Origin of the sequence: Candidatus Palauibacter sp., assembly GCF_965237495.1 — a bacterium.
In the GTDB taxonomy this organism is placed as follows: Bacteria; Gemmatimonadota; Gemmatimonadetes; order Palauibacterales; family Palauibacteraceae; genus Palauibacter.
Map to the genome: position 1 here is coordinate 2,572,460 of NZ_OZ250143.1, position 23,281 is coordinate 2,595,740.

Below are 23,281 nucleotides of genomic sequence, written 5' to 3' on the forward strand. Positions count from 1 at the left end.
GGACGGACCCCGGTCGCGAACGGAGGCGTCGTGATGCAACGACACCGGAGCCTACCTATGAAGACAGGGGTCGAACATGCAATCGGCATACAGACGTTGGCCCATATATCATTTTCGCCTGGAACAACTTTCCTTTCGGACCCGTCGGTGGCGGGGAATTCGCCTTCGACGAGTGTCGATGCGGTCGCTCCTGACCGCGCTGGCCGTCACGGTAGGCACGCCCGTACAGGCTCAGACGCTACCTGCACTTCCTGAGGAGACCGCCGCAGCCAACAGTTCGACGTGGGCGGACGGCAACCGTGCCGCCGGACCGCTGTTCGGGGTCGAAAGCACTGACCGAAGAGCGGAGCCGGAGCTCTTCATCAGCGCCGAACCCGACACGATGTTCGCGAGGCTGGAGGACCTGCACCTCGCGGTGAAGCGCACCGCGCCGGGGAATTGACTCCCGGTGAGGGTCAAGCTGGAGCAGGAGCAGGAATGGCTCGCCGACAGCTTTCGCGACGTGACTCTTCGCGCCGGCGACACGATCGCGGTACTGACCATTCCTCGCAGTGATTTCAAGCAAGGCGTCTCCCACAGCGGCGCTCTCACGGCGACCGTGGATGACGTAGACGGTTACGATACGGCCCACGCGAAGGCGGCCGTCCACGTCATCGCGCAGGAAACCCCGGTGGTGAGCTTCTCCCTGTCCCGCGACTCCTACACGTTCGCGGAGGACGTGGGGCGCGCCCGCGCGCAGTTCGTCGCACGAATGGCGCCCGGCATGCCCAGAGGGGTGACCGTCGGCGTCCTGGTTGCGACGAGAGGAGAGGAATCGTCCATCGACGGACTCACCGCGACATCGGGCGAAGACTATGAGTCGGTGAGCGGCGGGCTGCTCATGATGGGGGAGAAGTACGCATTGGAAGATGGCCGGTGGGTGGGGCGTACGGACCTGATCCTGCCGCTCTTCGACGACGATGTCCGCGAAGGCACCGAGACGTTCGAGTTGCTCCTGCAGCCCACCTCCGGCGAAATCGACATCGCGCATCCTGACCACTAGATCGAACTGCCGACGGGCTCCAGTTCCGTCGAATTGACGCTCGCGGCGCGCGACGACGAACGCGAGGAAGGGGACGAGCGGATCAGGATCTCCGCGACTCTCGCCGATGTCGCGACCAGCACTGAGATCATCCGCATCCTGGATCGGTTCCCGGGGCCGCGGGTCGAGATCACCTTCGAGGGGGTCCAGCCGGCACGGGACGAGTATGACGCGGGGATCGCGACGGGTCCGTTCACCACGCGCTTCATGTTCAGCGAGCCGGTCGAAGGCTTCACGCGGGAGGACATCGACTGGCAGACCCACTCCCTTACGACCGTGGACACCACGAATATCGGCGTGCTCCTCTGGGACTACACGGAGGTTCGCGCGGGTCTGGAATACACGGCCAGGATGATGCCGGACCAGGACGGGCGTCTGTGGATCGGCGTTGATCCTGGAGCCGCGAGATCGGTGGCGACGGGCGACGGGAACCAGCTCGGCGTCAACAGCCTGTGGGTCGACCTGCCCCCGGACCGCCTCATGGTGGCGCCGACCGAGTTGACCATCGATGAGGGGGATGAGGACGGCGCCGCCTTTATAGTCGTGCCGACGAGCGCGCCGACGGGCCCTGTGACTGTGACGGTGACGGGAACGGATGGCACGGACCTCGATGTCGATTGGTCGACGTGGACGTTCAGGCTCCCGTATTGGAACGGGGGTTGGGCCGTCACGGTCACGGCGGCCCACGACGCCGACACCGCGGACGAGCAGGTGAGACTCTGGGTGAAGGCGTCCGGCGGCGGCTACGACGGGCGCGGCGCGGACCTCGTCGTCAACATCAGGGACGACGACGGGGCCTCGGCGGACCAACCTCGAGTCGTGGGCCCGCTGCAGCCTGGGTCGGAGGAGGCGCTGAAGCTGCTCGGCGATGTAACACCGGATGCGGCGGCGGCGGCGCTGCTCGGAGGAGGAGGCCTCGGCGAAGCGCAACTGAACGCACTGGACCGTCTGGGCAACCGTAACGGACGCTATGACTTGGGGGATATGCTCTCCTGGGCCGTCCGCTGCCGGCGAGCTGAGCGGTCCAACCGTCCGAGGAGACGGCGGTCTCGCTGCTATCCCCGTGGCCATCGACCGGACAGGGGTGGCCGAAGGCGCAGAAGCCGGACCCGGACCGCGCTCGCGTTCCTCGCGGTGGTCACCCTTTCGTGGGGCTGCGATCAGGGGGGCGGCCTCATCGAGCCTTCCGCCGGGGAGCCGGAGCCCGGTTTCCTTGCGGTCGAGTTGATGGCACCGGCCGGTGCGCGCCTCGGCGGCGCATGGCTGGCGGTCGAAGGCCCGGACATCGGGGCGCTCCGTGCGCCAGGGTCGGAGGTGTTCGAGTCCGACGATGGAACCCGGAAGGAGGTCATCGTGGCGGGCCCGCTCTCCCCGGGGCGCATCCTGGAGTTCCGAGTCCCCGATCGGCGACTCGGTTCACACTACCGGGTCCGCCTGATCGAGGTCACGGGAGAGGACTACCAACCGAGAGACGTGTCGGCCTACTCGACGCGGATCTCACGCTAGCTAGGCCCGCAGTACCCAGTGTGCCCGGCGCGCACGAGGCCTGTGCGCGCCGGGGCACTTCCCCCAACCATGCCGTCAACGCGTCATGCCGGGCGTGGAGACGGCCTCCGCGCGACGGCCTCCGTTCGTTGACATGATTGCATTGCAATCACAAGTTGTGTGTCCGTCCCGGCAGATCAACCGTGGACCCGCGAGGGAGAGCCCATGGCCAGCATCACAATTCGTAACCTGGACGACGAAGTGAAGACCCGGCTTCGCATTCGTGCGGCGAGCAACGGTCGCTCGATGGAGGAGGAGGCACGGACCATACTGCGCGCGGCGGTCGAAGAGCGGGCCGAACCTCGAAACCTGGCGCGGGCCATCCGCGCTCGCTTCGAACCCTTCGGCGGTGTCGAACTCGAACTTCCGGCGCGGGAACCCGTGCGCGAGCCACCCACCTTCGACGGCGCGTCATCCTGATGTTCGTTCTCGATACGAACGTCGTGTCCGAACTGATGCGTCCGGTGCCCCGTCCGGCCGTCGAGGCCTGGGTAGGAGGACGTCCCGCCGCCAGCCTCTTCTTCACGGCAATCGGGGAGGCAGAACTCTGGTTCGGGGTCGAGATCATGCCGCGGGGGGTGCGCAGAGATGCGCTCGCCGCCGCTATCGAACAGGTGCTGAGGGAAGATTTCGCCAGCCGCAGCCTGCCTTTCGACAGCAGGGCGGCCCGTCACTACGCGACGATCGCCGCCACGCGGCGCGCGGCCGGCCGGCCCATCTCGCAGGCCGATTGTCAGATCGCGGCGATTGCCGGTTCTCGTGGCTCCACGATCGTCACGAGGAACGTCCGCGACTTCGAGGGGCTGGGCATTGCCCTCGTCGACCCCTGGGAGCGGTGATCCCGGATCCGTCAGGCGGCACCCCCGACTTGTGATTGTCGGGACGCCCATCATCGATCTACGTTTGCGCTCCCGCGGGTCCTGACCGGCGCCCCGTCCGGCGGCCCCGCATAGCCACAGCCGATTCAGGTGTCGCCGGAACAGGAGCCAAAGCCCCATGCGCAAGCAGGATGTTCTCACGCTCGCCACGCTGACCCCGCTCGTTGCCGTCTCACTGATTTTCGCCGCGTCGACTCCGGTGCTCGCCGCGCAGGAGGCCGTGGTCTTCGACTCCGCCGATGTCGCCGGACTCGGCTTCCGCTCCATCGGCCCGCCGCGGGGTGGGCGGAGCACCGCCGTGGCAGGGATCACCGAGCAGCCGCTGACCTATTTCATGGGTGCAACCGGCGGCGGCGTGTGGCGCACCGACGACGCCGGCCTCAACTGGAGCAACATCTCCGACGGCTACTTCGAGACCGGCTCCATCGGAGCCATCGACGTGGCGGACGGCGACCACAACGTCATCTACGTGGGGACGGGCTCGGCCTGCATCCGCGGCAACGTGTCGAAGGGGATCGGCGTCTACCGCAGCACCGACGGCGGCGATTCCTGGACCCATGTCGGGCTGCCGAACGCGGGCCAGATCGGCCGCATCGAGGTCCACCCGCGCGATGCGGACATCGCTTTCGTGGCGGCGATGGGCGATCCGTTCGGTCCCAACCCCGAGCGCGGCGTCTTCCGCACGACCGACGGCGGAGAGACGTGGGACCACGTCCTCGCGATCTCCGACTCCACGGGCGTCGTCGACCTCGCGATGAACCCGGGCAATCCGCGAATCATCTTCGCCGCCGCGTGGCGGGGCGAGCGCAAGCCGTGGACCGCGATCTCGGGTTCAGAGGAGTCCGGCATCTTCCGCTCGACCGACGGCGGCGACACGTGGGACCGGCTCGAGGGCGGACTCCCCACGGGCCTCGTGGGCAAGGCCGCCGTTACGGTCTCCCGCGCGAACCCCGACCGCGTGTGGGTCCTCATCGAGGCGCCCAACGACCGCGGCGGCGTCTATCGGTCTGACGACGGCGGCGACAGCTGGAGCCGGGTCAACGACGACCGCGGGCTTCAGCAGCGCGCGTGGTACTACACGCACATTTACGCCGACCCGGTGGATGAGAACACGGTCTACGCCCTCAACGTCGGCTACAACAAGTCGATCGATGGCGGGGTGACCTGGGAGGGTTATTCCGTCCCGCACGGCGACGTGCACGACCTCTGGATCAACTACGAGGACCCTGACTTCCAGGTGGTGGCGGACGACGGCGGCGGGCAGGTCACGACGACGGGCGCCGAGAGCTGGTCCACGTACTACAACCAGAACACGGCCGAGATCTACCGGGTCTTCGTCGACAACCAGTTCCCCTACCGGGTGTACGGCTCGCAGCAGGACAACTCCACGATCATGGTGCCGAGCCGGGGGATGCCGGCGGTGCAGCCGGCACAGCACTGGGCCGCGGTCGGGGGCTGCGAGAGCGGGCACATCGCGATCGACCCGCGCAACCCGGATGTGACGTACGCGGGCTGCTACGGCGGCAGCATCAACCGGGTGGACCGCGGGAGGGGCGACGTGCGGCAGATGTTGCTCTACCCGCAGCTGCAGCTCGGGCACGCCGCGAAGATGATGCGGCACCGCTTCCAATGGAACGCGCCGATCCGGATCTCGCCGCACGATCCCGATGTCGTCTATCACATGTCGCAGTTCGTGAACCGGACGAGTGACGCGGGATATTCCTGGGAGACGATCAGCCCCGATCTCACGCGTAACGACACCACGAAGCAGGACTTCGCGGGCGGCCGCATCACCTGGGACAACACCGGGGTGGAGGTCTACGCGACGATCTTCGCCTTCGAGGAGTCGCCGCACGAAGCGGGCGTTCTGTGGGCGGGTTCGGACGACGGCCTCATTCACGTCTCGCGCGACGCGGGCGGGAACTGGGCCGACGTCACCCCCGGGGACCTGCCGGAGTTCTCGACCGTCAACATGATCGACCTCTCGGCGCACGGGCCGGGGCGGGCACACGTCGCCGCCTACCGCTACCGGATGCAGGACGACACGCCGTACATGTGGCGGACCGACGACTACGGGGAGAGCTGGACCCGCCTCTCGACGAACGGCATCGATCCGGGCCATTTCGTGCGCGTCGTACGCGAGGACCCGGAGCGGGAGGGCCTCCTCTACGCGGGCACCGAGTACGGGCTCTACCTGAGCTTCGATGGCGGCGACCGCTGGCAGCGCTTCCAGCAGAACCTGCCCATCACGCCGATCACCGACATGCAACTGCACGACGGCGATCTCGTCGTGGCGACGCAGGGCCGCTCCTTCTGGATCCTCGATGACATTTCGGCGCTGCGCTCGATGTCCGCGGCCTCGCTCGCCGCGGCCATGCACCTCTACGCGCCGGGCGACGCGGTGCGCGCGCAGGGCGTGTTCCCCAACGGCGCGGTGATCCACTTCGCGCTCGGAGATGGATTCGGGGACGGGATGGAGGAGACCGTCAATCTCGAGATCGCGGACGGCGGTGGAGAAGTGGTGCGCGTCTACTCCTCGAACCCCGGCTCGTGGGACGACGAGGCGAAGGCGGCGGTCGGGCGCTCGTCCACTTGGTCGCCGGACCGCCTGCAGATGAGCGCGGGCCTCAACCGTCTGGTCTGGAACCTTCAGGGCGAGGGGCCGGACCTGGTCGAGGGCGCCCGGATCTGGGGCTTCGCGGGCCGGGTGCCCGCTGTGCCGGGAAGCTACGAGGTGCGTGTCTCCGCGGGTGACGCGACGCAGACCCAGCCGCTGGAGGTCCACATCGATCCCCGGGTGGCCGACCAGGTCACGGTCGCCGACCTGCAGGCCCAGCACGACCTCATGGTTCGCGTGCGCGGTCTCCTGCAACAGTCGCACGACGCGGTGCGGGACGCGCGCTCCATCCGCTCCCAGATGCGGGATGTCGCGGCGTCCGTGGAGGAGGCTGGCTACGGAGATGATTTCACGGAGATGGCCGAAGCGGCGGGCGAGAAACTCACGGATGTCGAGGAGGAACTCTTCCAGACGAAGAACCGGGCGGGACAGGATCCGCTCAACTTCCCGCCCATGCTCGACAACGAGATCGTGAACCTGTACGGCTACATCTCGTCGACCTACGACCGTCCCAACCAGGTGGCGGGCGTTCGTGCCGACGAACTCGAGGCCGAACTGGGCGAGTGGCTGGGGACGCTCCAGCAGATCATCGACACGGACGTGGCCGCGTTCAACAACCGGCTGCGCGAGGCCGGCGTCCCCGGCGTGATCGTGCGCACCCCGCCCCGCGCCACCAGCTGAGCATCGCCGGACTCGTGGACCGTTCCGGGGGCCCGGCGGGCGCGCACCCCGAGAGGTGGCGCGCGCCCGCCGGCGCGGCCCTCCGTTGACCGATTCCGACGTTTCGCTGGATGTCCTCGCCCGACGCTGCTTCGAGCAAAGCGCGCAGGCGGCGGAACGCCGGCTCGACAAGGAGATCGCCCGTTCGCGACCGAAGGCCGAGGAGGCCAAGTGGATCATCGGCATGGCATTGCCGCTCGCGCTCATCGGGGCCTGCGTCGCGGGCGTCACCGGCGGGATTGGGGGATTCCTGATTGTCATGGGCCTGGCCGCGTCGGTCTGAGCGGGGAGCGCCTTCGCCAAGCACTACCCCAACCGGCAGAGGCGCTTGGAGATCCGGCGGTCGGTAGCACACCGCATCACCGCCTATCGCCAGGGAGAACCCCGGGCCGTGATGCGCGTGCACGAGTTCGCGGTGGCCGACTTCCGGGAGCGGATCGCGGAGCACCGCGCCCGCACGATCGGGGCGGACTCGGAATGGGGGCGGGCCCGGGCCTCGCTCGCGGAGGCGGCGGATGAGGCGCAGCGTTCCGCCGCGTACTGGCGCGAACGCCTGCGCGCGGAGCCGGAGAGTGAACTCGCGGGTGCGCAGGGCCGCGTCGCCGACAGGCTCGAGGCGAAGCTCGGGGAGGCGCTCGGGAAGCTCGACGCGCGGGCCGCCGCGCTCCGCAGGTTCTACAACGATTGCGATGCCCGGCTGGCGGTCATGGACCGCTGCAACCGGGACCTGGAGGAGTCGCGCCGCCTCGAGGAACTGTCGGGCCGGGCCGACATCGTCATCGCCCGGGCGGAAGGCGTGATGGAGTCCCTCGCTCGCGCGTTCGTCGCGGAGGCCCGGACCATGGGCGACGCACTCGGGGTCGTCGCGACCGTGGGCATCAAGTCGCTCGCGGGCGAGGCCCCGGTCGAGAACATCGAGTACCTTGCCGATCGTATCATCGAGAGTTCCGACCGCGAGCGGACCGCCATCGAGGATCTCGACCGCCGGCTGATGCACCCCTCGCGCCGACACGAATATACAGGTCGATCTGGAATCGTTAATGCCCGGAAGACACTCCCCCGCCCTACCCGCATTGCTGCTTGTCCTCGTCATCTCCTGGGCGGCGGCCTGTGGCGAGGACATGGCGGCGCCTCCCCCGTCCTCTCCCAACCAGCGGCCCGTGGCGACGAGCACGATCCCGGCTCAGGAACTCGCCGCGGGCGACACGCTCACGGTGGAGGCATCCTCATACTTCTCGGATCCGGATGGGGATGTCCTGACTTTCGAGGCGGCGACCTCGAACACCGGCGTGGTTACGGTATCGCTCGCCGGCAGTTCTGTCGCCGTCGTCGCGGTGGCGCCGGGCGAGGCGAGGATCACGATCCGGGCCCGGGACCCTCGAGGCCTTCAGGCCTTGCTGGACTTCAACGTTCTCGTGCCGACGCCGCGGACGGAGGACCACGCCCCTCTCGTCGCCTTCTACGAGGCGACGGGCGGACCGAACTGGTCCAACAACGACAACTGGCTGACCCCGCGCCCGCTCGAAGTCTGGCACGGCGTTCAGGTGGACGGCGAGGGTCGGGTTGTGGGGCTCAACCTCGAATTGAATCGGCTGACCGGTCAGCTCCCGCCGGAGCTGGGCGAACTCCCGCGCCTCCAAACGCTCGTCCTGTCACGAAACGAACTGACGGGCGCGATCCCGCCGGAACTCGGCGGCCTGCCGGACCTCCGGCGGCTGGACCTTCGCGACAACAGGATCGGGGGTGAGATCCCGCCGGCCCTGGGCGACATCGCCTATCTGGACGAGCTGGACCTGCGCGGGAACCAGCTGGAAGGGGCAATCCCCGCCGCCCTCGGCAACCTCGGCAGCCTGCGACGCCTCTACCTCAGCGAGAACGACGTCACGGGGGAGATCCCCTCCGACCTCGGAAACCTCGTCAGGCTGGAGCGCCTCTATCTCGCGGACAACGACCTGGCGGGGGAAATCCCCCCTGCGCTCGGCGACCTCACCGGGCTGCGACAGCTCTACGTCGGCGACAACGGCCTTACGGGGGAGATCCCTCCCACCCTCGGTGATCTTGCCAGCCTTCGGCACCTGGTGCTGTTCGGGAACGCGCTGGTCGGCCCGGTCCCGCCCGAACTCGGGCGTCTGACACAGCTGCGTTTGTTGAACCTGAGAGACAACCCCGGGTTGTCGGGAGCGCTCCCCAGTGCCGTGACCTCGCTCTCCAGCATCAGCGAGCTCCTGCTGCAGGGTACCGGTCTCTGCGCGCCGCTCGAACCCACGTTCCGGAACTGGCTGGACGGGATCTGGAAACACCGGGTGTCTCCCTGCGGGGGCGAAGGGTTCCCCGTCTATCTGACCCAGGCCGTGCAGTCGACCGAGTTCCCGGTCCCGCTCGTGGCGGGCGATTCGGCCTTGCTGCGAGTGTTTCCCACGGCTCCCGATGGCGCTGTCGTCGACTTCCCGCCCGTGAATGCCCGGTTTTATCTGGACGGCGTGGAAGAATATTCAGTGGACATTCCCGCACAGGCCAATCCCGTCCCGACCGAGTTCGACGAGAGTTCTCTCGCGGTGTCCGCTAACGCCGTAGTTCCGGCACGCGTCGTGCAGCCGGGGTTGGAAATGGTCGTCGAGGTCGACCCGGACGGTACGGTGGACCCCGCCCTCGGTCTCACTCAGCGGATCCCCGCGTCCGGACGGCGTCCCGTCGACGTGCGGGAGATGCCCACCTTCGATCTCACGCTGATCCCTTTCCTTCGGGAGGGCAGTCAGGACCGGTCGATCGTCGCATTCGTCGAAGGCCTGACCCCGGACCACGAGTTCCTGTGGATGACGCGCACGCTGCTGCCGATCGGGGACTTCGTACTGAGCGTGCACGAGCCCGTGACCGCCTCGACCAACAATCAGAACGAGCTGCTCGGACTGACGAGCACGATCCGGGTCATGGAAGGCGCGAGTGGCTACTACATGGGCACGATGACGGGGAGTGACGGTGGCGGTCTGGCCTACCTCGGCGGGAGGTCGAGCTTCGCCGATATGCGCGAGGACATCGTCGCCCACGAACTCGGACACAATCTGAGCCTTGAGCACGCCCCGTGCTCCGCTCCCGGACCCGATCCCTGGTTCCCGCAGCCCAACGGGACCATCGGCGCCTGGGGATACGATTTTCGCGATGGCGACCAGCTCATCCCGCCGGACACGCCGGACATCATGTCCTACTGCCACCCGCCGTGGATCAGCGACTACTACTTCGGCAACGCGCTTCGTCATCGGCTGCGCGTGGAACGGGTGGAGGCCGCGGCCCCCGGTCGTACGGTCGCCGCGGGGGACCGGACGCTCCTGCTCTGGGGCGGCATCGACGAGACGGGCGCCCCGTACCTGGAGCCGGCTTTCGTCCTCGATGCTCCGCCGACCCAGCCGCGATCGGCGGGCCCCTACGAGTTACGCGGGAGGACGGCGACCGGCGAACAATTGTTCTCGCTGACCTTCGCCATGCCGGAGGTGGCCGATGGGGACGGGAGGTCGAGCTTCGCTTTCGCTCTGCCCGTTCAGTCCGGTTGGGCTGGCGAGCTGGCGAGCATCACGCTCTCCGGGCCCCCCGGGTCCTACACTCTGGATGCCGAGAGCGATCGGGCGGTGGCCATCGTGCGCGATCCCGCCACCGGTCAGATCCGCGGCATCTTCCGCGATCTGCCGCCCGACGCGCTGGCGGCCGCCTCACTCGCTCAGGGTGTGGCGGAGGCGCTGTCTCTCGACCCCGGCCTGGAAGTGCTGGTCAGCCGCAGGATCCCCGTGCCCGCGGACTGGAATCGATAGCCCGCCGAACTAGTTCCCCTCGCGGTCTCGAAGGTCGGCGATGCCGCCGGCGTCGATCGCGTCGCGCAGTGCGTAGAGTTCGTCCGCCGTGATGTCGCGCCCTTCCAGCTCGATCACGAAGCGGTTCGCCACGAACCAAGTGAACTCCCCGCTTCCCCGATCGCCCCTCCTGCGTTCGAACTCCTCGAAGGCGGGGTGGCCGCCGTATTCCGTCGTACGCGCCCACCCTCGGTCGCTCTCCTCCTCGACCTCGACATCGAGCCAATCCGCGAAGGCCTCCAACCCGATCGCCCCAAGGGCGCCGGTATCGACGATGGAGACATCGATCTCGGCGCCGCTCCCGGCCTCGTATTCGGCCTCGACCACAGACACCCGAAGCCCGAACGCGCCGCCCGAACTACCGTCCCGTGAGGTGCGCCGGAAGTCGCCGACCTCTTCGGGCAGGAAACCGTAGAACTCGCGGAATTCGATCGGATTCTCGACCCCGCCGGCGGTCAACTCCTCGGCCAACTCGGACATCGCCTCGCCGATCTCCTCCACGGCCTCCGACACGCTCTCGGCGAATTCTTCCGCCGCCTCGTGCAGGTCCTCCCGCGCCTCCTCGGCCTCGTCGCGCGAATCACTGTCCCCGATGAAGAAGCAACCCGCCGACACCAGGCCCACGAACAGGGCGCCCGCGAGGGCGATCCGCCTCGAGGGGCAACCGAGAGAACGACGCTTCCGGGACATATCTTCCTCCAGAGGCTGAATGCAGGGCACTACAGGTCGCGCGGCCGCGAACACCGCGCCGCGCGGGCGCCCCCGGCTGCTGCGGGGGGCCTGTGCGCGTCTACGCGCCGCGCCGGGAGGAAGTGTCAGTTCGTCCACGCGCGCGAGGAGAACCAGTCCCGCGGCGAAGAAGACGATGATCCTTAAGGCGTCGCGCGGCGGCGGCGGACCGTCGGGCCGTTGACCGGCGACCCGTGCGGTTCGATGGTGTTGCCATGAACAACCCCCCGTCCCGTCCCGCCGTTTCCCCCAGGGCGCGCATCGCGGCGCTGGCTCGCAATGACAAGTGGTTCCTGGGGGGGCTGGACGGCGTGGTGTGGGCGCCGCCGTTCCCGCAGTGGCTTCACCGGCCGGGGTTCTGGGATCCCGTGCACCTGCTGCAGCACGAGGTCGGCCCGGGGTTCTCGGTGGCCCTCGTGCGCCCCGACGGGCTGGAAAACCCCCTCCGTAGAGCGACCTGCGGCCCGAGCGGTCGCGAGCCGACGCCACGCAGGTGGCGGCCCGGGCGGCTGGTCGCCACGTGGTCGGATGAGCGAGGCGTCATCGTCGAGGAGCGCCGCCAGGTGCTGCCGGGCGGAATCCTGGAATCATCCTGGCACGTCCCCCGCGAGCTCGAGGGCCACCTCGTCGGCTTCACCGCGCAGCCGGCCGACGCGACCGACGGGGCGGAACCCACGGCAGCCGGCGTGGGCTGGACGCGGGCCGTCTCGGACCGGCGCGGGCAGGAATTGGTCCTGCGCCTGGAGCTCGCGGGCTCCGTTTCGCCCGCGTGGCGGCGCATCGTCCCGTCCGAGGGGCGCGGCGCGCCCGAATGGCGGCATTCGCCCTTCGCGGAAGACGGCGGCGGCCGCCCGGGGAGCGCCGGGACCGCTTGCGCGGGCGCCGACCCCGCGCCCGGCGCGGCCCCCGACCCCAACTCCGACCCGGACGCACGCCGCTCCGGGTGCATCTGGATCGCCGTCGCCCTTCCGCTGGCGGGGATCGACGACGGCGGCCCGCCGACCATCCGGCTGACCCTCCGCCTCCGGCGCGTCGAAGCTCGGCGCCCGGCTCCAACGTCCTCGACGCCCCCGGCCGGCGAGACCCCGGCAGCCTCCGCCTGGGAGTCCTTCTTCGGCGGGTTTCCCCACTTCCAGTGCGGCGATCCATATCTCGACCGCTACTTCGACTACCGCATCTACGGCCTTGGCCTGAACCGCATCGAGGGTCCATGGGGCCCGGTGCGGCACCCCGCCATCGCCGAGGGCCCGGAGTACTTCCACGTGCCGATCGCCTACAGCGCGCAGTGCCACATGATGGAGATGCGTTGGCGGAGGGGCGGGCGCGAGGCGTGGGGCTCACTCCTGAACTTCGTCGACAACCAGAAGCCCGACGGCTCCTTCCACGGGCGCCTCTATCCCGAGCGCCTCGAGGGCACCGACTTCTACCACGCCAACTGGGGCGACGCGCTGCTCGCGGTCGACGACATGCACCCCGATGCGGCGTCGCTGGCCCGCTGCTACGAGGCACTGTCGCGCTACGCCCGCTGGCTGACGGCGGCGCGCGACCCCGAGGCGTCGGGGATGTTCACCGTCACGAACCATTTCGAGACGGGACAGGAGTACATGTCGCGCTACATGGCCGTGGACGAGGAGGCCGACGTGGCGGGGTGGCGTCCCCGCCTCCGCCTCAAGGGGATCGACGTCACGGTGTACGCGCACCAGCTGTTCCGCGCCCTCGGCTCGGTGGCGCGCCGCCTGGAGCGGGCGGGCGACGAGGCCGAGTGGCGCGGGCTCGCGGCCCGCTGCTGGAGGGCGATCGACGAACGCATGTGGTCGGCGGAGGCCCGGCTGTTCACCGACGTGGACGGGCGCACCGGCGAGCGCACCGGCGTGAAGGCGGCGGTGGGGTTCTACCCGCTGCTCACGGCACGGGTGGGCGGCGCCCGCCTCGACGCCCTGCTGGATCACCTCGAAGATCCGGGGAGCTTCGGCACGCGCTTCCCTCTGCCTTCGTCCAGCGTGGACGATCCGCGATTCTCGGCGGAGGGCATCTGGCGGGGGAAGCGCCGCAACTGCCCGTGGAACGGACGGGTATGGCCGATGACGACGAGCCACGTGATCGAAGGGTTGCTGCGCTGCTGGCGCGGCGGGAGCGCGCGGGCCGGCATGCTGGCGGCCGACATGCTCAACCGCTTCGCGCGCATGATGTTCACCGACGGCGACCCCTCGCGCCCCAACTGCTTCGAGCACTACAACCCGCACACGGGCCGCGCGTGCCACTTCCGGGGCATCGACGACTACCAGCACTCCTGGATCCTCGATTTGCTGACGCGCGGATTCGCCGGGCTCCATGTGGACGCGTCGGGAATCGAGGTGCGACCGCTGCCGAACGGTCCCGCCCGCGTGTCGCTGGGACCGGCAATCGCGCGGGGTCGCACCGTGCGCGTCGACCTGGAACCCGCGCGGGTGAGCGTCACCGTGGACGGCGAGCGGTTCGACGGCCCGCGCGGCGAGGCCTTGCGAGTTCCGTGGGTTCCGTGAGTCGCGCTACGCAGGGCGTCATGCTGCGCGGCGTGGAAAAGCGGTACGGCAAGGTCGTGGCCCTGCGGACGGTGGACCTCGAGGTCCGGCCCGGGGAGCTGATGGTGCTGGTGGGCCCCTCGGGGTGCGGCAAGAGTACCCTGTTGCGCCTCATCGCCGGGCTCGACGAACCCACCTCGGGGGAGGTGTGGATCGGAGGACGGCGCGTGGACGATGTCGAGCCGGGCGCCCGGGACGTGGCCATGGTGTTCCAGAGCTACGCGCTCTACCCGCACATGACCGTGGCCCGGAATCTGGGCTTCGGCCTGCGCGTGCGCGGCACGCCGCGCGCCGAGCTCGAGCGGCGCGTCGCGGACGCCGCCGCCGCCCTCGGGCTCTCCGAGCTGCTGTCGCGGAGGCCCGGCCAGCTGTCCGGGGGAGAGCGCCAAAGGGTGGCTCTGGGACGCGCCATGGTCCGCGATCCGGGCGTGTTCCTGTTCGACGAGCCGCTCTCGAACCTGGACGCGGAGCTGCGCTTGCGGACGCGCGACGAGATCGCCGCCCTGCACCGGCGCCTCGGCACGACGATGATCTTCGTGACGCACGACCAGGTGGAAGCGCTGTCGCTGGGCCAGCGGGTCGCGGTCATGGATCGCGGCCTGCTCCAGCAGGTGGGCACGCCGCAGGAGGTCTACCGCCGACCGGGCAACCTGTTCGTGGCGGGCTTCGTGGGGTCGCCGCCCATCAACCGCATCCCCCTGTCCCGCGACGAAGGGGGGCGCCTCGCGGGCGGTCCGTTCGCGCTCGCGGAGCCGTCGCGCCTCGACCGCGCCACGCTGGCGGTGCGGCCGGAGGACCTCGCGCTGGCCGAGACCGGCGACTTCCGGGCCACCGTGCTCCGCGTGGAGCCGCTGGGCAGCGAGCAGCGCGTGCACCTGGACGGCCCCGGCGACGCGGCGTGGGTGGCGCGCGCATCCCCCGCCCTGCGGGTCGCCCCTGGCGACCGCGTGAGCGTCTCCGTCGCATGGGACCGCAGTCACCTGTTCGGTCCACATGGCCGCCGCGAGGAGGCCGCGCCGCGACCGATGGGCCGGCCGGCCTCGCGATGACGAGCCCTCGACCGCGCGCGCGCCGGCCCCTTCTGGCCGCCACCGGTTGCGCCACCGTCGTCCTCGCGGCGGTCGCCTGCGGCCCCGGCGAGTCCGGCGCCGCGTTGCGCGTGGCCCTCTGGGCCGGAGGCCACGAACTCGAGATCGAGCGGCAGGTGGCCGACCGCTACGAGGCCTTGCACCCCGGCGTGCGGGTCGTGCTCGAATCGGCTCCCAACGGATACGAGGAGCGGCTGCTGACCTCGATCGCGGCGGGGCGTCCGCCCGATGTCTACCTCATGGACTCACCCGACATCCCCACCTTCGTGGAGCGCGGGCTGGCGCTGGACCTCGCACCCTGGCAGGAGGCGCTCGGCTTTCGACCGGACAGCGTGTTCGGGCCGGTGGCGGATGCGTTTCGCCGGGGCGAATCCATGTTCGCGCTGGCGAAGGACTTCACTCCCATGGTCCTGTACGCCAATCGGGCCGCGCTCGCCGCCGCGGGCGTCGAAGACCTTCTGCCGGCCGCGCCGTCGCCCACCGCGCCGCCGGCCGGCTGGACCTGGAGCGACTTCCGGCGGGCCGCCGAGGCGGTCGTCGCGGACACCGACGGCGACGGTCGGAAGGACGTGTTCGGGTTCGACTTCCCGCGCAACCTGTACCAGTGGATTCCGTTCGTGTGGTCGGCGGGAGGCGACATTCTGGCGCCCGACGGCAGCGGGGCGGCGGGCTACATGGACGGGCCGGAAGCGCTGGAGGCCTACCGCTTCCTCACGGCCCTGGCGGAGGACGGCCTCACCCCGGGCGCGCAGTTTGTCCAGCAGGGAGACCCCGCGCGGGAGGCGCGCTTCGCATCGGGCGGACAGGCGTTCCTGCTGTCGGGCCACTGGACGCTCCCCGTGTTCCGCGATCTGGTGGAGGCGGGCGCCCTGGACCTGGCCATCGTCCCCATTCCGCACCATCCGTCGCGGACGGCGGCGTCCAGCGTACTGTACGCGTCGGGGTGGGCCGTGCCGCCCAACGCGCCGCACCTGCGCCGGGCCATCGACCTGGCTGGCTTCCTCGCCTCGCCCGAAGCGCAGCGCATTCGGGCGCGGTCTGGACTCGCCATTCCCGCGCGGATGGATGTGGCGGCGGAGATCGCCGCGGCGGACGGCACGGGGGTCGAGGGCGCGTTCATCGCGCTGGTGGAGGGCGCGCGGATGACGTGGGGCGCCCGGGTGCGCGACTTTTCCCGCATCGAGGCGCTGGCGGTCGAGATCATGGACCGCCGCTTGGTGCGGGGAGAGTCCCTCGCATCGAGCGCCTCGGACGTGGCCCGCCGCATCGACGCGGAGTTCGGGTGGTGAGCGGCGTGCGGCAGCCGGCCCTCGCCGCCCTCGCCGCCCTCGCCCTCGCCGCCGGCTTCGGGTTGGTTCTGGCCGTCGGCGCGGGCCGGGTGGAGGGCGCACGGGTGGAGGGCGCGGAAGCCGAGGCGCGCATGGCGGCCGCGCTGTGGGAGGAGGAGGGGGGCGGCGCCCAAGCCGTGGCCAGGCTGCTCGGCGAACGGGCGACGATCGTCGGCGCGGGCGCCGGAGGCGCCGGGGCGGGGGCGTACGCCTACGAGGCCGGCGCGCTCGAGCCCGCCGCCTGGATCGCGGTCGCGCCGCGCCGCGCGGGCGGCCCCTGGACCGCCTTCCCCGCCATCGCCACCGCCATCGCGCTGGGGGGCGTGGCGCTCATCTCGGGCTGGGCCGCCGCCCGGCGCCGCGGTCCGACGCGCTCGCGCTACCCGGCGGGCATCGCCCTCCTCTCCGTCGGCTGCATCGCCCTGACGGCGGTCGCCGCCGAGCGATGGGCGGACCGCGAACTCCGATCGCTGAGCGCCGCCACGGTGGCCCAGGGCGCGCGAGCCGTCGAGCTTGTCATGGCGACTGGCGCGGATCCAGCCCGCGCCGCCCGGGTCGCCGGCCTCCCGTGGGCCGAGGACCGCTCGCTGGAGTCCGCGAACCAGCAGTGGACCATGCCGGCCGCAGTCGCGGCGGCCATCGCCGCCTCGCCCGAACGAGGCGTGGTGACGCCGTACGCGGTGGAAGCGGGCGGCGCCACCTACCACGCGGCCCGCGTCGCCGACGTCCACCTCGCCTTCCTCGGATACGAGCGCACCGCCTCGCCCGCCGTCGCGCTGGCCGCCGCGGGCGGGCTCGCCGCCCTGCTGCTGGCGCTGGTCCTCCACCTCGCGCAGCTCGCGGCCCGCCCCCGCGCCTTGCGCCGAACCCTGGCGGCGTGGGGCCTCCTCGCGCCGGCGGCGGCCCTCATCCTCGCGTTCACCCTTGGGCCGCTCCTCTTCTCCCTATGGATCTCGCTGCACGAATGGCGCCTCATCGACCCCGCGCCCCTCTTCCTCGGACTCGACAACTATGCGGCGCTGCTCTCGAACCGCGAGTGGTGGTCGGCGATCGGGAACACGGCGCTGTTCACGCTGCACGTGCCCGCCGCGATGGCCGTCGCCCTCGCCCTGGCGCTCCTCACCCAGGGGTCGCGCCGCGGACTGCGCTGGGCCCGGCTCGCCCTCTTCCTGCCCGGCATCACCAGCGTGGCGGCGATCGCGGTGGTGTGGAAGTGGCTGTTGAGCGACCAGTACGGACTGCTGAACCAGGTTCTGGTGCGCGCGGGGCTCGAGTCCGTCCCGTGGCTCACCTCGCCCGACACCGCGCTCATCAGCCTGATGATGATCGGCATCTGGATGGTCGTGGGCTATCAGATGGTGGTCTTTCAGGCGGGCCTCGCCGCCATCCCGCGCGACTGGTACGACGCGGCCCGGGTCGACGGCGCGGGGCCGTGGCAGCGGTTCCGCCACGTCACCCTGCCCGGCCTGCGCCACACCCTGTTCTTCGTGCTCGTCACGTCGGTCATCGGATCCTTCCAGGTCTTTGGACTCGTCTATGTGATGACCGAGGGCGGCCCGCTGGGCGCCACCGATGTGGCCGTCTATCACATTTACCGGGAGGCGTGGGAGTTCCTGCGCTTCGGCAACGCGGCCGCCATGAGCTGGCTGCTGTTCGCGGTCGTGTTCGCCGCCACCTGGCTGCATTTCCGCTTCCTCGACACGCGCCGCGCCCATGGCTGACCGCGCGATGGCGCCGCGGACGGCGCGGGGGCTGCTGCTCGCCGCGGCGTGCCTGGTCATGGCGGCGCCCTTCGCGTGGATGGGACTGACGAGCCTCATGGGACAGCTTGAAGTGTTCTCCGGGGGCATCCTGCCGCGGGCGCCGCGGTGGTCGAACTACCCAGAGGCGCTGACGATCCAGCCCTTCGGGCGGTACTTCGTGAACTCGCTGGTGTTCGCGACCGTGGTGGCGGCGGGCCAGGTCGCGACCTCGGCCGCCGCCGGCTACGCCTTCGCCCGCCTCGACTTTCCGGGGCGGGATGGGCTCTTCATGCTCTTCCTGTCGACGATGATGGTTCCAGCGGTCGTCGTGCTCATCCCCCGCTTCCTCATGATCGAGGCGGTCGGCTGGATCGACACCTACCAGGGGCTCATCTCCACGGAGCTTGTCTCGGTGTGGGGCATCTTCCTCATGCGACAGTATTTTCGGACGATGCCCCGGGAACTGGAGGACGCCGCGCGCGTGGACGGCGCCGGGCACCTGCGCATCTTCTGGAGCGTCGCCCTGCCGCTCGCGAAGCCCGCCGTGGCCACGCTCGCGCTGTTCGCGTTCGTCGATGCGTGGAAGAACCTGCTGTGGCCGCTCCTCGTCACCCGGTCCATGGAAATGCGGGTCGTCGAGGTGGGGATCGCCGCCTTCCATTCGACCTACGAAATCAACTGGCCCTACCAGATGGCGGCCGGCGTCGCCGCGGTGCTGCCCATCGCGCTCCTGTTCCTGTTCACCCAGCGGTATTTCGTGCGGGGGATCCAGCTGGAGGGGATCCGGTAGCGTGGCGCACGCTGGCACCCGGCACGGCCCGGCATGATGCGCGTCGGGGCCTTCGAGGCGCGCCGTTGGGCCGGCCTCGTGTTCGCGGCCGGACCCGACGACGGCATCGGCCTCCGCCTCGTCTTCACGACTCCCGGAGGCCAGCGCCGCGAGTTGGAGGACTGGTACTGGATGGTCGCCCGCGTCGGTCCCCACGCGCCGGACGGATGCTACGCGCGCATGGAGTTCGACCTCGCCGCCGAGCCGTCGCCCGCGTCCCGCCCCGGAGAGAGCACACTCACTCTGGAGTGGTCGCGCCGCGAGGACGCCGTGGCGCTGCGGGCGGTGGCGCGCGCGCCGGGCCGGGTGGAGCTGGTGGGCGACGATCCGTGGGGGTGGAAGGCACGGTGGGAGGAAGCTTCCGACGGCTGGCGCGCGGCGCTTGGAAGCGTGGAGATCGCCGCTGCCTTCGGGCCTCGCGCGGGGGGACGCGCGGCCACCGTGGTCGCCTGGGAGCCGAGGGGGGCGCCGTCTCGATCCGCTGCCGCCCTGGCCCGCGCCCGACGCCTTCTCCCGGGGCTGGATCGCTGGATCGACGACGCGCGCGCCGACTGGGACCGCCGCCGTCCGCGTTCGTCGGGGGCCGCGGAAGGACTGGTCGAAGCCGTCGCGGACAACCTGATGTGGACCGTCCTCCTGCAACCGGAGACCGGACGCCTGTACGCGCCGGCAGGACGACGCTGGATTTTTCCGAAGCCGGGGGACGGCGCACGGGAGGGCGCGCCGGCTCCCGACGACTGGACGGTCTTCGGGTGGGATTCCTTCTTCAACGCCCTCGCGCTCGCCACCGCGTCGGGACGCCTGGCCTGGGACGTTCTCCTCGCCGGGCTCGAGTCGCGCTACCCGAACGGGAACGTGCCCAACTGGAGGAGTCGGCTCGGCGGCACGCCCGACCGCTCCCAGCCCTCGGTCGGGTCCTTCGCGGCGCTGAAGCTGCATCTTGCGCGCCCTGATGTGGACGCGCTGGCCGCCGCCTGGCCCGGGCTCCGCGCGTGGAGCGACTGGTGGGTGGCCGACAAGCGTGGACGCCCGCGCCGGGAGGGCCTCTCGCCGGGACTGTTGGCGTGGGGCTCGGATGCGGAGCTGGTTCCGGGGCGCGAGCAACTCCCGGAGTGGGAAGTGGGCGCGAACGGCCATCAGCGCGCGGCGTGGGAATCGGGCCAGGACGACCTGCCGCTGTGGGAAGAGGCGAAATGGGATCCTGGGCGGGAAGTCCTTGCCATGTCCGCCGTCGATCTGTGCAGCTACCGGGCCCTGGACCTGGAGTGCCTGTCGCGGATTGCCCGCATCCTGGGCGACCCGGCGGCCGCGCGACGGCTGGAGGCCGAGCGCGACCGCCTCGTCGCGGCGATGAACGGGGTGTTGTGGTCCGAGGCCGCCGGGCTCTACCTGGACGAGCTGCCTGCGGGTCGGTCTCCGCGCGTGGCGTCGTCGAACTTCCTTCCCTTGATTGCCGGCGTGCCGTCGGCGCGGCGGGCGCGGCGCATGGTCGGCGTGCTGCGCGACCCCGCGCGCTTCTGGGGCGAATGGGTGCTGCCCACGATCTCGCGCGATGACCCCGCGTTCGACGACCAGCAGTACTGGCGCGGTTCCATCTGGCCGCCCATGAACTACCTCGTGCTGCAGGGATTGCGGCGCTACGGGTTCGACGAACTCGCCAGCGAGCTGGCGTGGAAGGGAGCGCTCATGTTCCTGGCCGACCGCCGGCGCACGGGGTTCTGCCGGGAGAACTTCGACGCGCGCAGCGGGCGGGGGCGGGGCCGCCGCTTCCAGAGCTGGGGGCCGCTGTTCGCGCTCGGCGCCATCGAGGAGTTCGTCGACGCCTGTCCATGGCGCGGATTGCGCATCGGCTCCCGGCTGCCCGCGTTCGTCGCCGCCCAGGCGACCGGCCGAGCCCGCATCGAGGAGCTCCGCGTGGCGGGTCGGGCGCGGACGGTCGAGCTGTCGCGATGAAGGGCACGGAGCCGGCCGAACGGCCGGAGCGGCCCACGCTCGTGATCCTCGCCGCCGGGCGGTCCACCCGGTTCGGTCGCGCCAAGCAGCTCGAGCCCGTGGGGCCGGGCGGCGCATCGCTGCTCGAATACGCGATTCACGACGCCTTGCGCGCGGGCTTCGGGCGCTTCGTACTCGTGGTGAGGGAGAGCCATCGCGACGAGTTCGAGGCGCGCCTGGCTCCGCTGCGGGCGGCGGGGGTCGCGCTCTCCTTCGCCTGCCAGCGCCTCGCGCACGCCGACCTCGTGCCGCTCCCCCCGCCCGGGCGCGTCCGGCCCTGGGGCACGGGATTCGCGGTGCTGGCCGCGGCGGCCGCCCTGCCCCGCCGGGGTCCGTTCGCCGTCTGCAATGCGGACGACTTCTACGGGCGGGCCGCTTACGAGAGCCTGGCGCGCTTGCTCGCGGCCCCTCCCCCGGGCGTTCGCGCCTTCACCGTCTCCTACCCCTTGGCCGGCACCCTGTCCGCCTTCGGCGGCGTGTCGCGCGGCCTCTGCGAAATGAAGCCGGACGGCACGCTGCTCCGCATGACCGAGGGCCTGGACCTCCGCCTCGAGCGCGAGGCGACGCGGACGGGTTCCGGCGCCGAAGCCACCGCCGCCGGCGGGCGCAGTGCCGTTACTGGAACCACCACCGCCGGGACGTCGATCCGCGTCGACGCGGACAGCCAGGCGTGCATGGGGCTGTGGGGGTTCTTCCCCGAGATCCTGCCGCTGCTGGCGGAACGCTTCCGCGCCTTCCTCGCCGCCTGCCCCGGGGCCGACGACGAGTTCTACCTCTCCGAAGCCGTGAGCCACCTGGCCGCCGCCGGACGGGCGCGCTGCGGCCTTCTGCGCGCGGGCGAGGGTTGGATGGGCCTCACCTTCTCCGGCGACCGCGCGGGCGCCGCGGCCTCGCTCCGGCAGCTGACTGCGGCCGGGGCCTATCCCGCCGATCTCCGGACGCCGCCCGATCCCCCGGAGTCGGCCCCGCGCGCGCAGGCCCCGCCCATCCGCCCGCCTCAGGCGCCGCCCCGTGGGGTCGCGATCGCTCCCGGGCGCATCAACCTGATCGGGGAGCACCTCGACTATAACGGCCTCTCCGTGCTCCCGATGGCGCTCGAGCGGAACATCCGCCTGGAATTCGAGGTGCTGCGCCAACCGGCGGTCGAACTCACAGGCGATGCCGACCATGGCCCCTTCGCCTTTCGCCTGGACCGGCCGATCGAACCCGCACCCCAAGGCCACTGGTCGAACTACGTGAGGGCCGCCGCCAGGGGGTTGCTGGACCACGGCGTGGAACTGAGACGAGGCATTGGGGGGAACGTCGCCGGGACCGTGCCGGTGGCGGAGGGGCTCTCGTCGTCGTCCGCCCTCGTTGTAGCGTCGGCGCTGGCCCTGTTGCACGCGAACGAGAAGCATGTGGAGGTGCTGGAGCTGGCGGCGCTGCTGGCCCGCGCCGAGCGTTTCGTCGGGTTGCAGGGTGGCGGGATGGACCAGGCGGCGTCTCTCTGCGGAGCGAAGGGGCACGCGCTCAGGATCGACTTCGGGCCGCTGCGCGTGACGCCGGTGCCGGTGCCCGAGGGATGGCGGTGGGTCGTCGCGTCGTCGCTGGCGCGCGCGAAGAAGGCCGGGTCGGCGCGCGAGCCGTACAACGAGCGGCGGGCCCAGTGCGCGGAGGCGCTCGAGCGGCTGGGCCGGGCATCCTGGCTGGAAGTGGTGGTGGCCGACGAGGCCGAGTTCGCATCCCTCCTGGCCGGGGCGCGCCGGTCGCTGCCGCCCACGCTGTGGCGGCGCTTTCGCCATGTGGCGACGGAGGGCCGCCGCGTGATCGAGGCCGAGGCCGCGCTGCACCGGGAGGACATGGCCGCCTTCGGCACGCTGATGAACGCGTCCCACGCCAGCCTGCGCGACGATTTCGGCGTGAGCACGGCGGCGCTGGACGAGATCGTAGAGGTGGCCCTCGACGCGGGCGCGGCGGGGGCGCGGCTCACGGGGGCGGGATTCGGCGGCTGCGCAATCGCGCTCTGCCGGGCGAGCCGGGCGGAAGGCGTGATGGCCGCGCTGCGCGAGCGCTTCTACGCTCCCCGGGGCGGGGTCGGCGGCGGCGCGCTGTTCGTGGCCGCAGCGTCTGATGGAGCACGGTGACCTGATAGAGGGGTTGCACCCCCGTCTGCGGCATGGGGGGCGAACACCCTATCAAGTCTTCAAAGAAAGGGATCTGGAAACCCCAGAACCGCAAGAAGTCAGCCGGAAAGGGGGTGAAGACCGCAGCCTAAGCGCTGAGCTCGGCGAGGCCGGGTGTCAGGTGACTACCGTACTTGTACCGAGGGCGGCAGCACAGAAACCCTGCCAAT

At 70.8% G+C, this 23,281-nt stretch carries 16 protein-coding genes; 15 read left to right on the forward strand and 1 reads right to left on the reverse strand.

Annotation, left to right across the window (positions count from 1 at the left end; genetic code table 11):
* The first annotated feature begins 178 nt into the window (after nt 1-178).
* The 8 genes from ACPXY0_RS11335 to ACPXY0_RS11370 all read left to right on the forward strand — a co-directional run bounded on the left by ACPXY0_RS11335 (nt 179) and on the right by ACPXY0_RS11370 (nt 10,641).
* On the forward strand, nt 179-442 hold the full coding sequence (locus tag ACPXY0_RS11335) for a hypothetical protein (protein WP_423924631.1): 264 nt from the start codon (nt 179-181) through the stop codon (nt 440-442).
* A 6-nt stretch (nt 443-448) separates the two neighbouring features.
* The gene (locus tag ACPXY0_RS11340; protein WP_423924632.1) at nt 449-1,042 is read left to right on the forward strand and encodes a hypothetical protein; all 594 of its coding nucleotides are present in this window, start codon (nt 449-451) and stop codon (nt 1,040-1,042) included.
* 33 nt (nt 1,043-1,075) lie between these two features.
* Nucleotides 1,076-2,587 (forward strand): hypothetical protein, encoded by a 1,512-nt coding sequence (locus tag ACPXY0_RS11345; protein WP_423924633.1) that lies wholly within the window; start codon nt 1,076-1,078, stop codon nt 2,585-2,587.
* A gap of 204 nt (nt 2,588-2,791) precedes the next feature.
* Nucleotides 2,792-3,046, forward strand: coding sequence for a FitA-like ribbon-helix-helix domain-containing protein (locus ACPXY0_RS11350; protein ID WP_423924634.1), 255 nt, complete (start codon nt 2,792-2,794; stop codon nt 3,044-3,046).
* On the forward strand, nt 3,046-3,465 hold the full coding sequence (locus ACPXY0_RS11355) for a type II toxin-antitoxin system VapC family toxin (protein ID WP_423924635.1): 420 nt from the start codon (nt 3,046-3,048) through the stop codon (nt 3,463-3,465). The genes ACPXY0_RS11350 and ACPXY0_RS11355 overlap by 1 nt, the downstream gene beginning before the upstream one ends.
* Nucleotides 3,466-3,622: 157 nt before the next feature.
* A complete protein-coding gene (locus ACPXY0_RS11360; RefSeq protein WP_423924636.1) occupies nt 3,623-6,802 on the forward strand; it encodes a VPS10 domain-containing protein in 3,180 nt (1,059 codons plus the stop codon).
* Nucleotides 6,803-6,887: 85 nt separating this feature from the next.
* Entirely contained in the window at nt 6,888-7,124 is a 237-nt protein-coding gene (locus ACPXY0_RS11365) for a hypothetical protein (protein ID WP_423924637.1), read from the forward strand.
* 757 nt (nt 7,125-7,881) lie between these two features.
* The gene (locus ACPXY0_RS11370; protein WP_423924638.1) at nt 7,882-10,641 is read left to right on the forward strand and encodes a leucine-rich repeat domain-containing protein; all 2,760 of its coding nucleotides are present in this window, start codon (nt 7,882-7,884) and stop codon (nt 10,639-10,641) included.
* A 9-nt stretch (nt 10,642-10,650) separates the two neighbouring features.
* On the opposite strand, the gene ACPXY0_RS11375 is transcribed toward ACPXY0_RS11370, so the two are convergent.
* On the reverse strand, nt 10,651-11,370 hold the full coding sequence (locus ACPXY0_RS11375; RefSeq protein WP_423924639.1) for a hypothetical protein: 720 nt from the start codon (nt 11,368-11,370) through the stop codon (nt 10,651-10,653).
* A gap of 254 nt (nt 11,371-11,624) precedes the next feature.
* Here ACPXY0_RS11375 and ACPXY0_RS11380 point away from each other — a divergent pair, with 254 nt between their 5' ends.
* The 7 genes from ACPXY0_RS11380 to galK are packed head-to-tail and all read left to right on the forward strand — an operon-like array spanning nt 11,625 to nt 23,072.
* Complete coding sequence (locus ACPXY0_RS11380) at nt 11,625-13,931, forward strand: MGH1-like glycoside hydrolase domain-containing protein (RefSeq protein WP_423924640.1); 2,307 nt, start codon at nt 11,625-11,627, stop codon at nt 13,929-13,931.
* The gene (locus ACPXY0_RS11385) at nt 13,928-15,019 is read left to right on the forward strand and encodes an ABC transporter ATP-binding protein (protein WP_423924641.1); all 1,092 of its coding nucleotides are present in this window, start codon (nt 13,928-13,930) and stop codon (nt 15,017-15,019) included. The genes ACPXY0_RS11380 and ACPXY0_RS11385 overlap by 4 nt, the downstream gene beginning before the upstream one ends.
* Complete coding sequence (locus tag ACPXY0_RS11390; protein ID WP_423924642.1) at nt 15,016-16,347, forward strand: ABC transporter substrate-binding protein; 1,332 nt, start codon at nt 15,016-15,018, stop codon at nt 16,345-16,347. The genes ACPXY0_RS11385 and ACPXY0_RS11390 overlap by 4 nt, the downstream gene beginning before the upstream one ends.
* Nucleotides 16,344-18,107, forward strand: coding sequence for a carbohydrate ABC transporter permease (locus ACPXY0_RS11395; protein WP_423924643.1), 1,764 nt, complete (start codon nt 16,344-16,346; stop codon nt 18,105-18,107). The genes ACPXY0_RS11390 and ACPXY0_RS11395 overlap by 4 nt, the downstream gene beginning before the upstream one ends.
* A complete protein-coding gene (locus tag ACPXY0_RS11400) occupies nt 18,100-18,918 on the forward strand; it encodes a carbohydrate ABC transporter permease (RefSeq protein WP_419940805.1) in 819 nt (272 codons plus the stop codon). Before ACPXY0_RS11395 ends, ACPXY0_RS11400 begins: the two co-directional genes overlap by 8 nt.
* A 33-nt stretch (nt 18,919-18,951) precedes the next feature.
* Nucleotides 18,952-20,910, forward strand: coding sequence for an MGH1-like glycoside hydrolase domain-containing protein (locus tag ACPXY0_RS11405; RefSeq protein ID WP_423924644.1), 1,959 nt, complete (start codon nt 18,952-18,954; stop codon nt 20,908-20,910).
* Nucleotides 20,907-23,072 (forward strand): galactokinase, encoded by a 2,166-nt coding sequence (gene galK / locus ACPXY0_RS11410; protein WP_423924645.1) that lies wholly within the window; start codon nt 20,907-20,909, stop codon nt 23,070-23,072. Before ACPXY0_RS11405 ends, galK begins: the two co-directional genes overlap by 4 nt.
* Nucleotides 23,073-23,281: the final 209 nt, after the last annotated feature.

Bases quoted from the DNA above. Each gene is read 5' to 3' on its own strand.
- ACPXY0_RS11335 (WP_423924631.1), top strand. From the start codon at position 179: ATGCGGTCGCTCCTGACCGCGCTGGCCGTCACGGTAGGCACGCCCGTA.
- ACPXY0_RS11350 (WP_423924634.1), top strand. From the start codon at position 2,792: ATGGCCAGCATCACAATTCGTAACCTGGACGACGAAGTGAAGACCCGG.
- ACPXY0_RS11355 (WP_423924635.1), top strand. From the start codon at position 3,046: ATGTTCGTTCTCGATACGAACGTCGTGTCCGAACTGATGCGTCCGGTG.
- ACPXY0_RS11360 (WP_423924636.1), top strand. From the start codon at position 3,623: ATGCGCAAGCAGGATGTTCTCACGCTCGCCACGCTGACCCCGCTCGTT.
- ACPXY0_RS11370 (WP_423924638.1), top strand. From the start codon at position 7,882: ATGCCCGGAAGACACTCCCCCGCCCTACCCGCATTGCTGCTTGTCCTC.
- ACPXY0_RS11375 (WP_423924639.1), bottom strand. From the start codon at position 11,370: ATGTCCCGGAAGCGTCGTTCTCTCGGTTGCCCCTCGAGGCGGATCGCC.
- ACPXY0_RS11380 (WP_423924640.1), top strand. From the start codon at position 11,625: ATGAACAACCCCCCGTCCCGTCCCGCCGTTTCCCCCAGGGCGCGCATC.
- ACPXY0_RS11390 (WP_423924642.1), top strand. From the start codon at position 15,016: ATGACGAGCCCTCGACCGCGCGCGCGCCGGCCCCTTCTGGCCGCCACC.
- ACPXY0_RS11400 (WP_419940805.1), top strand. From the start codon at position 18,100: ATGGCTGACCGCGCGATGGCGCCGCGGACGGCGCGGGGGCTGCTGCTC.
- ACPXY0_RS11405 (WP_423924644.1), top strand. From the start codon at position 18,952: ATGATGCGCGTCGGGGCCTTCGAGGCGCGCCGTTGGGCCGGCCTCGTG.
- galK (WP_423924645.1), top strand. From the start codon at position 20,907: ATGAAGGGCACGGAGCCGGCCGAACGGCCGGAGCGGCCCACGCTCGTG.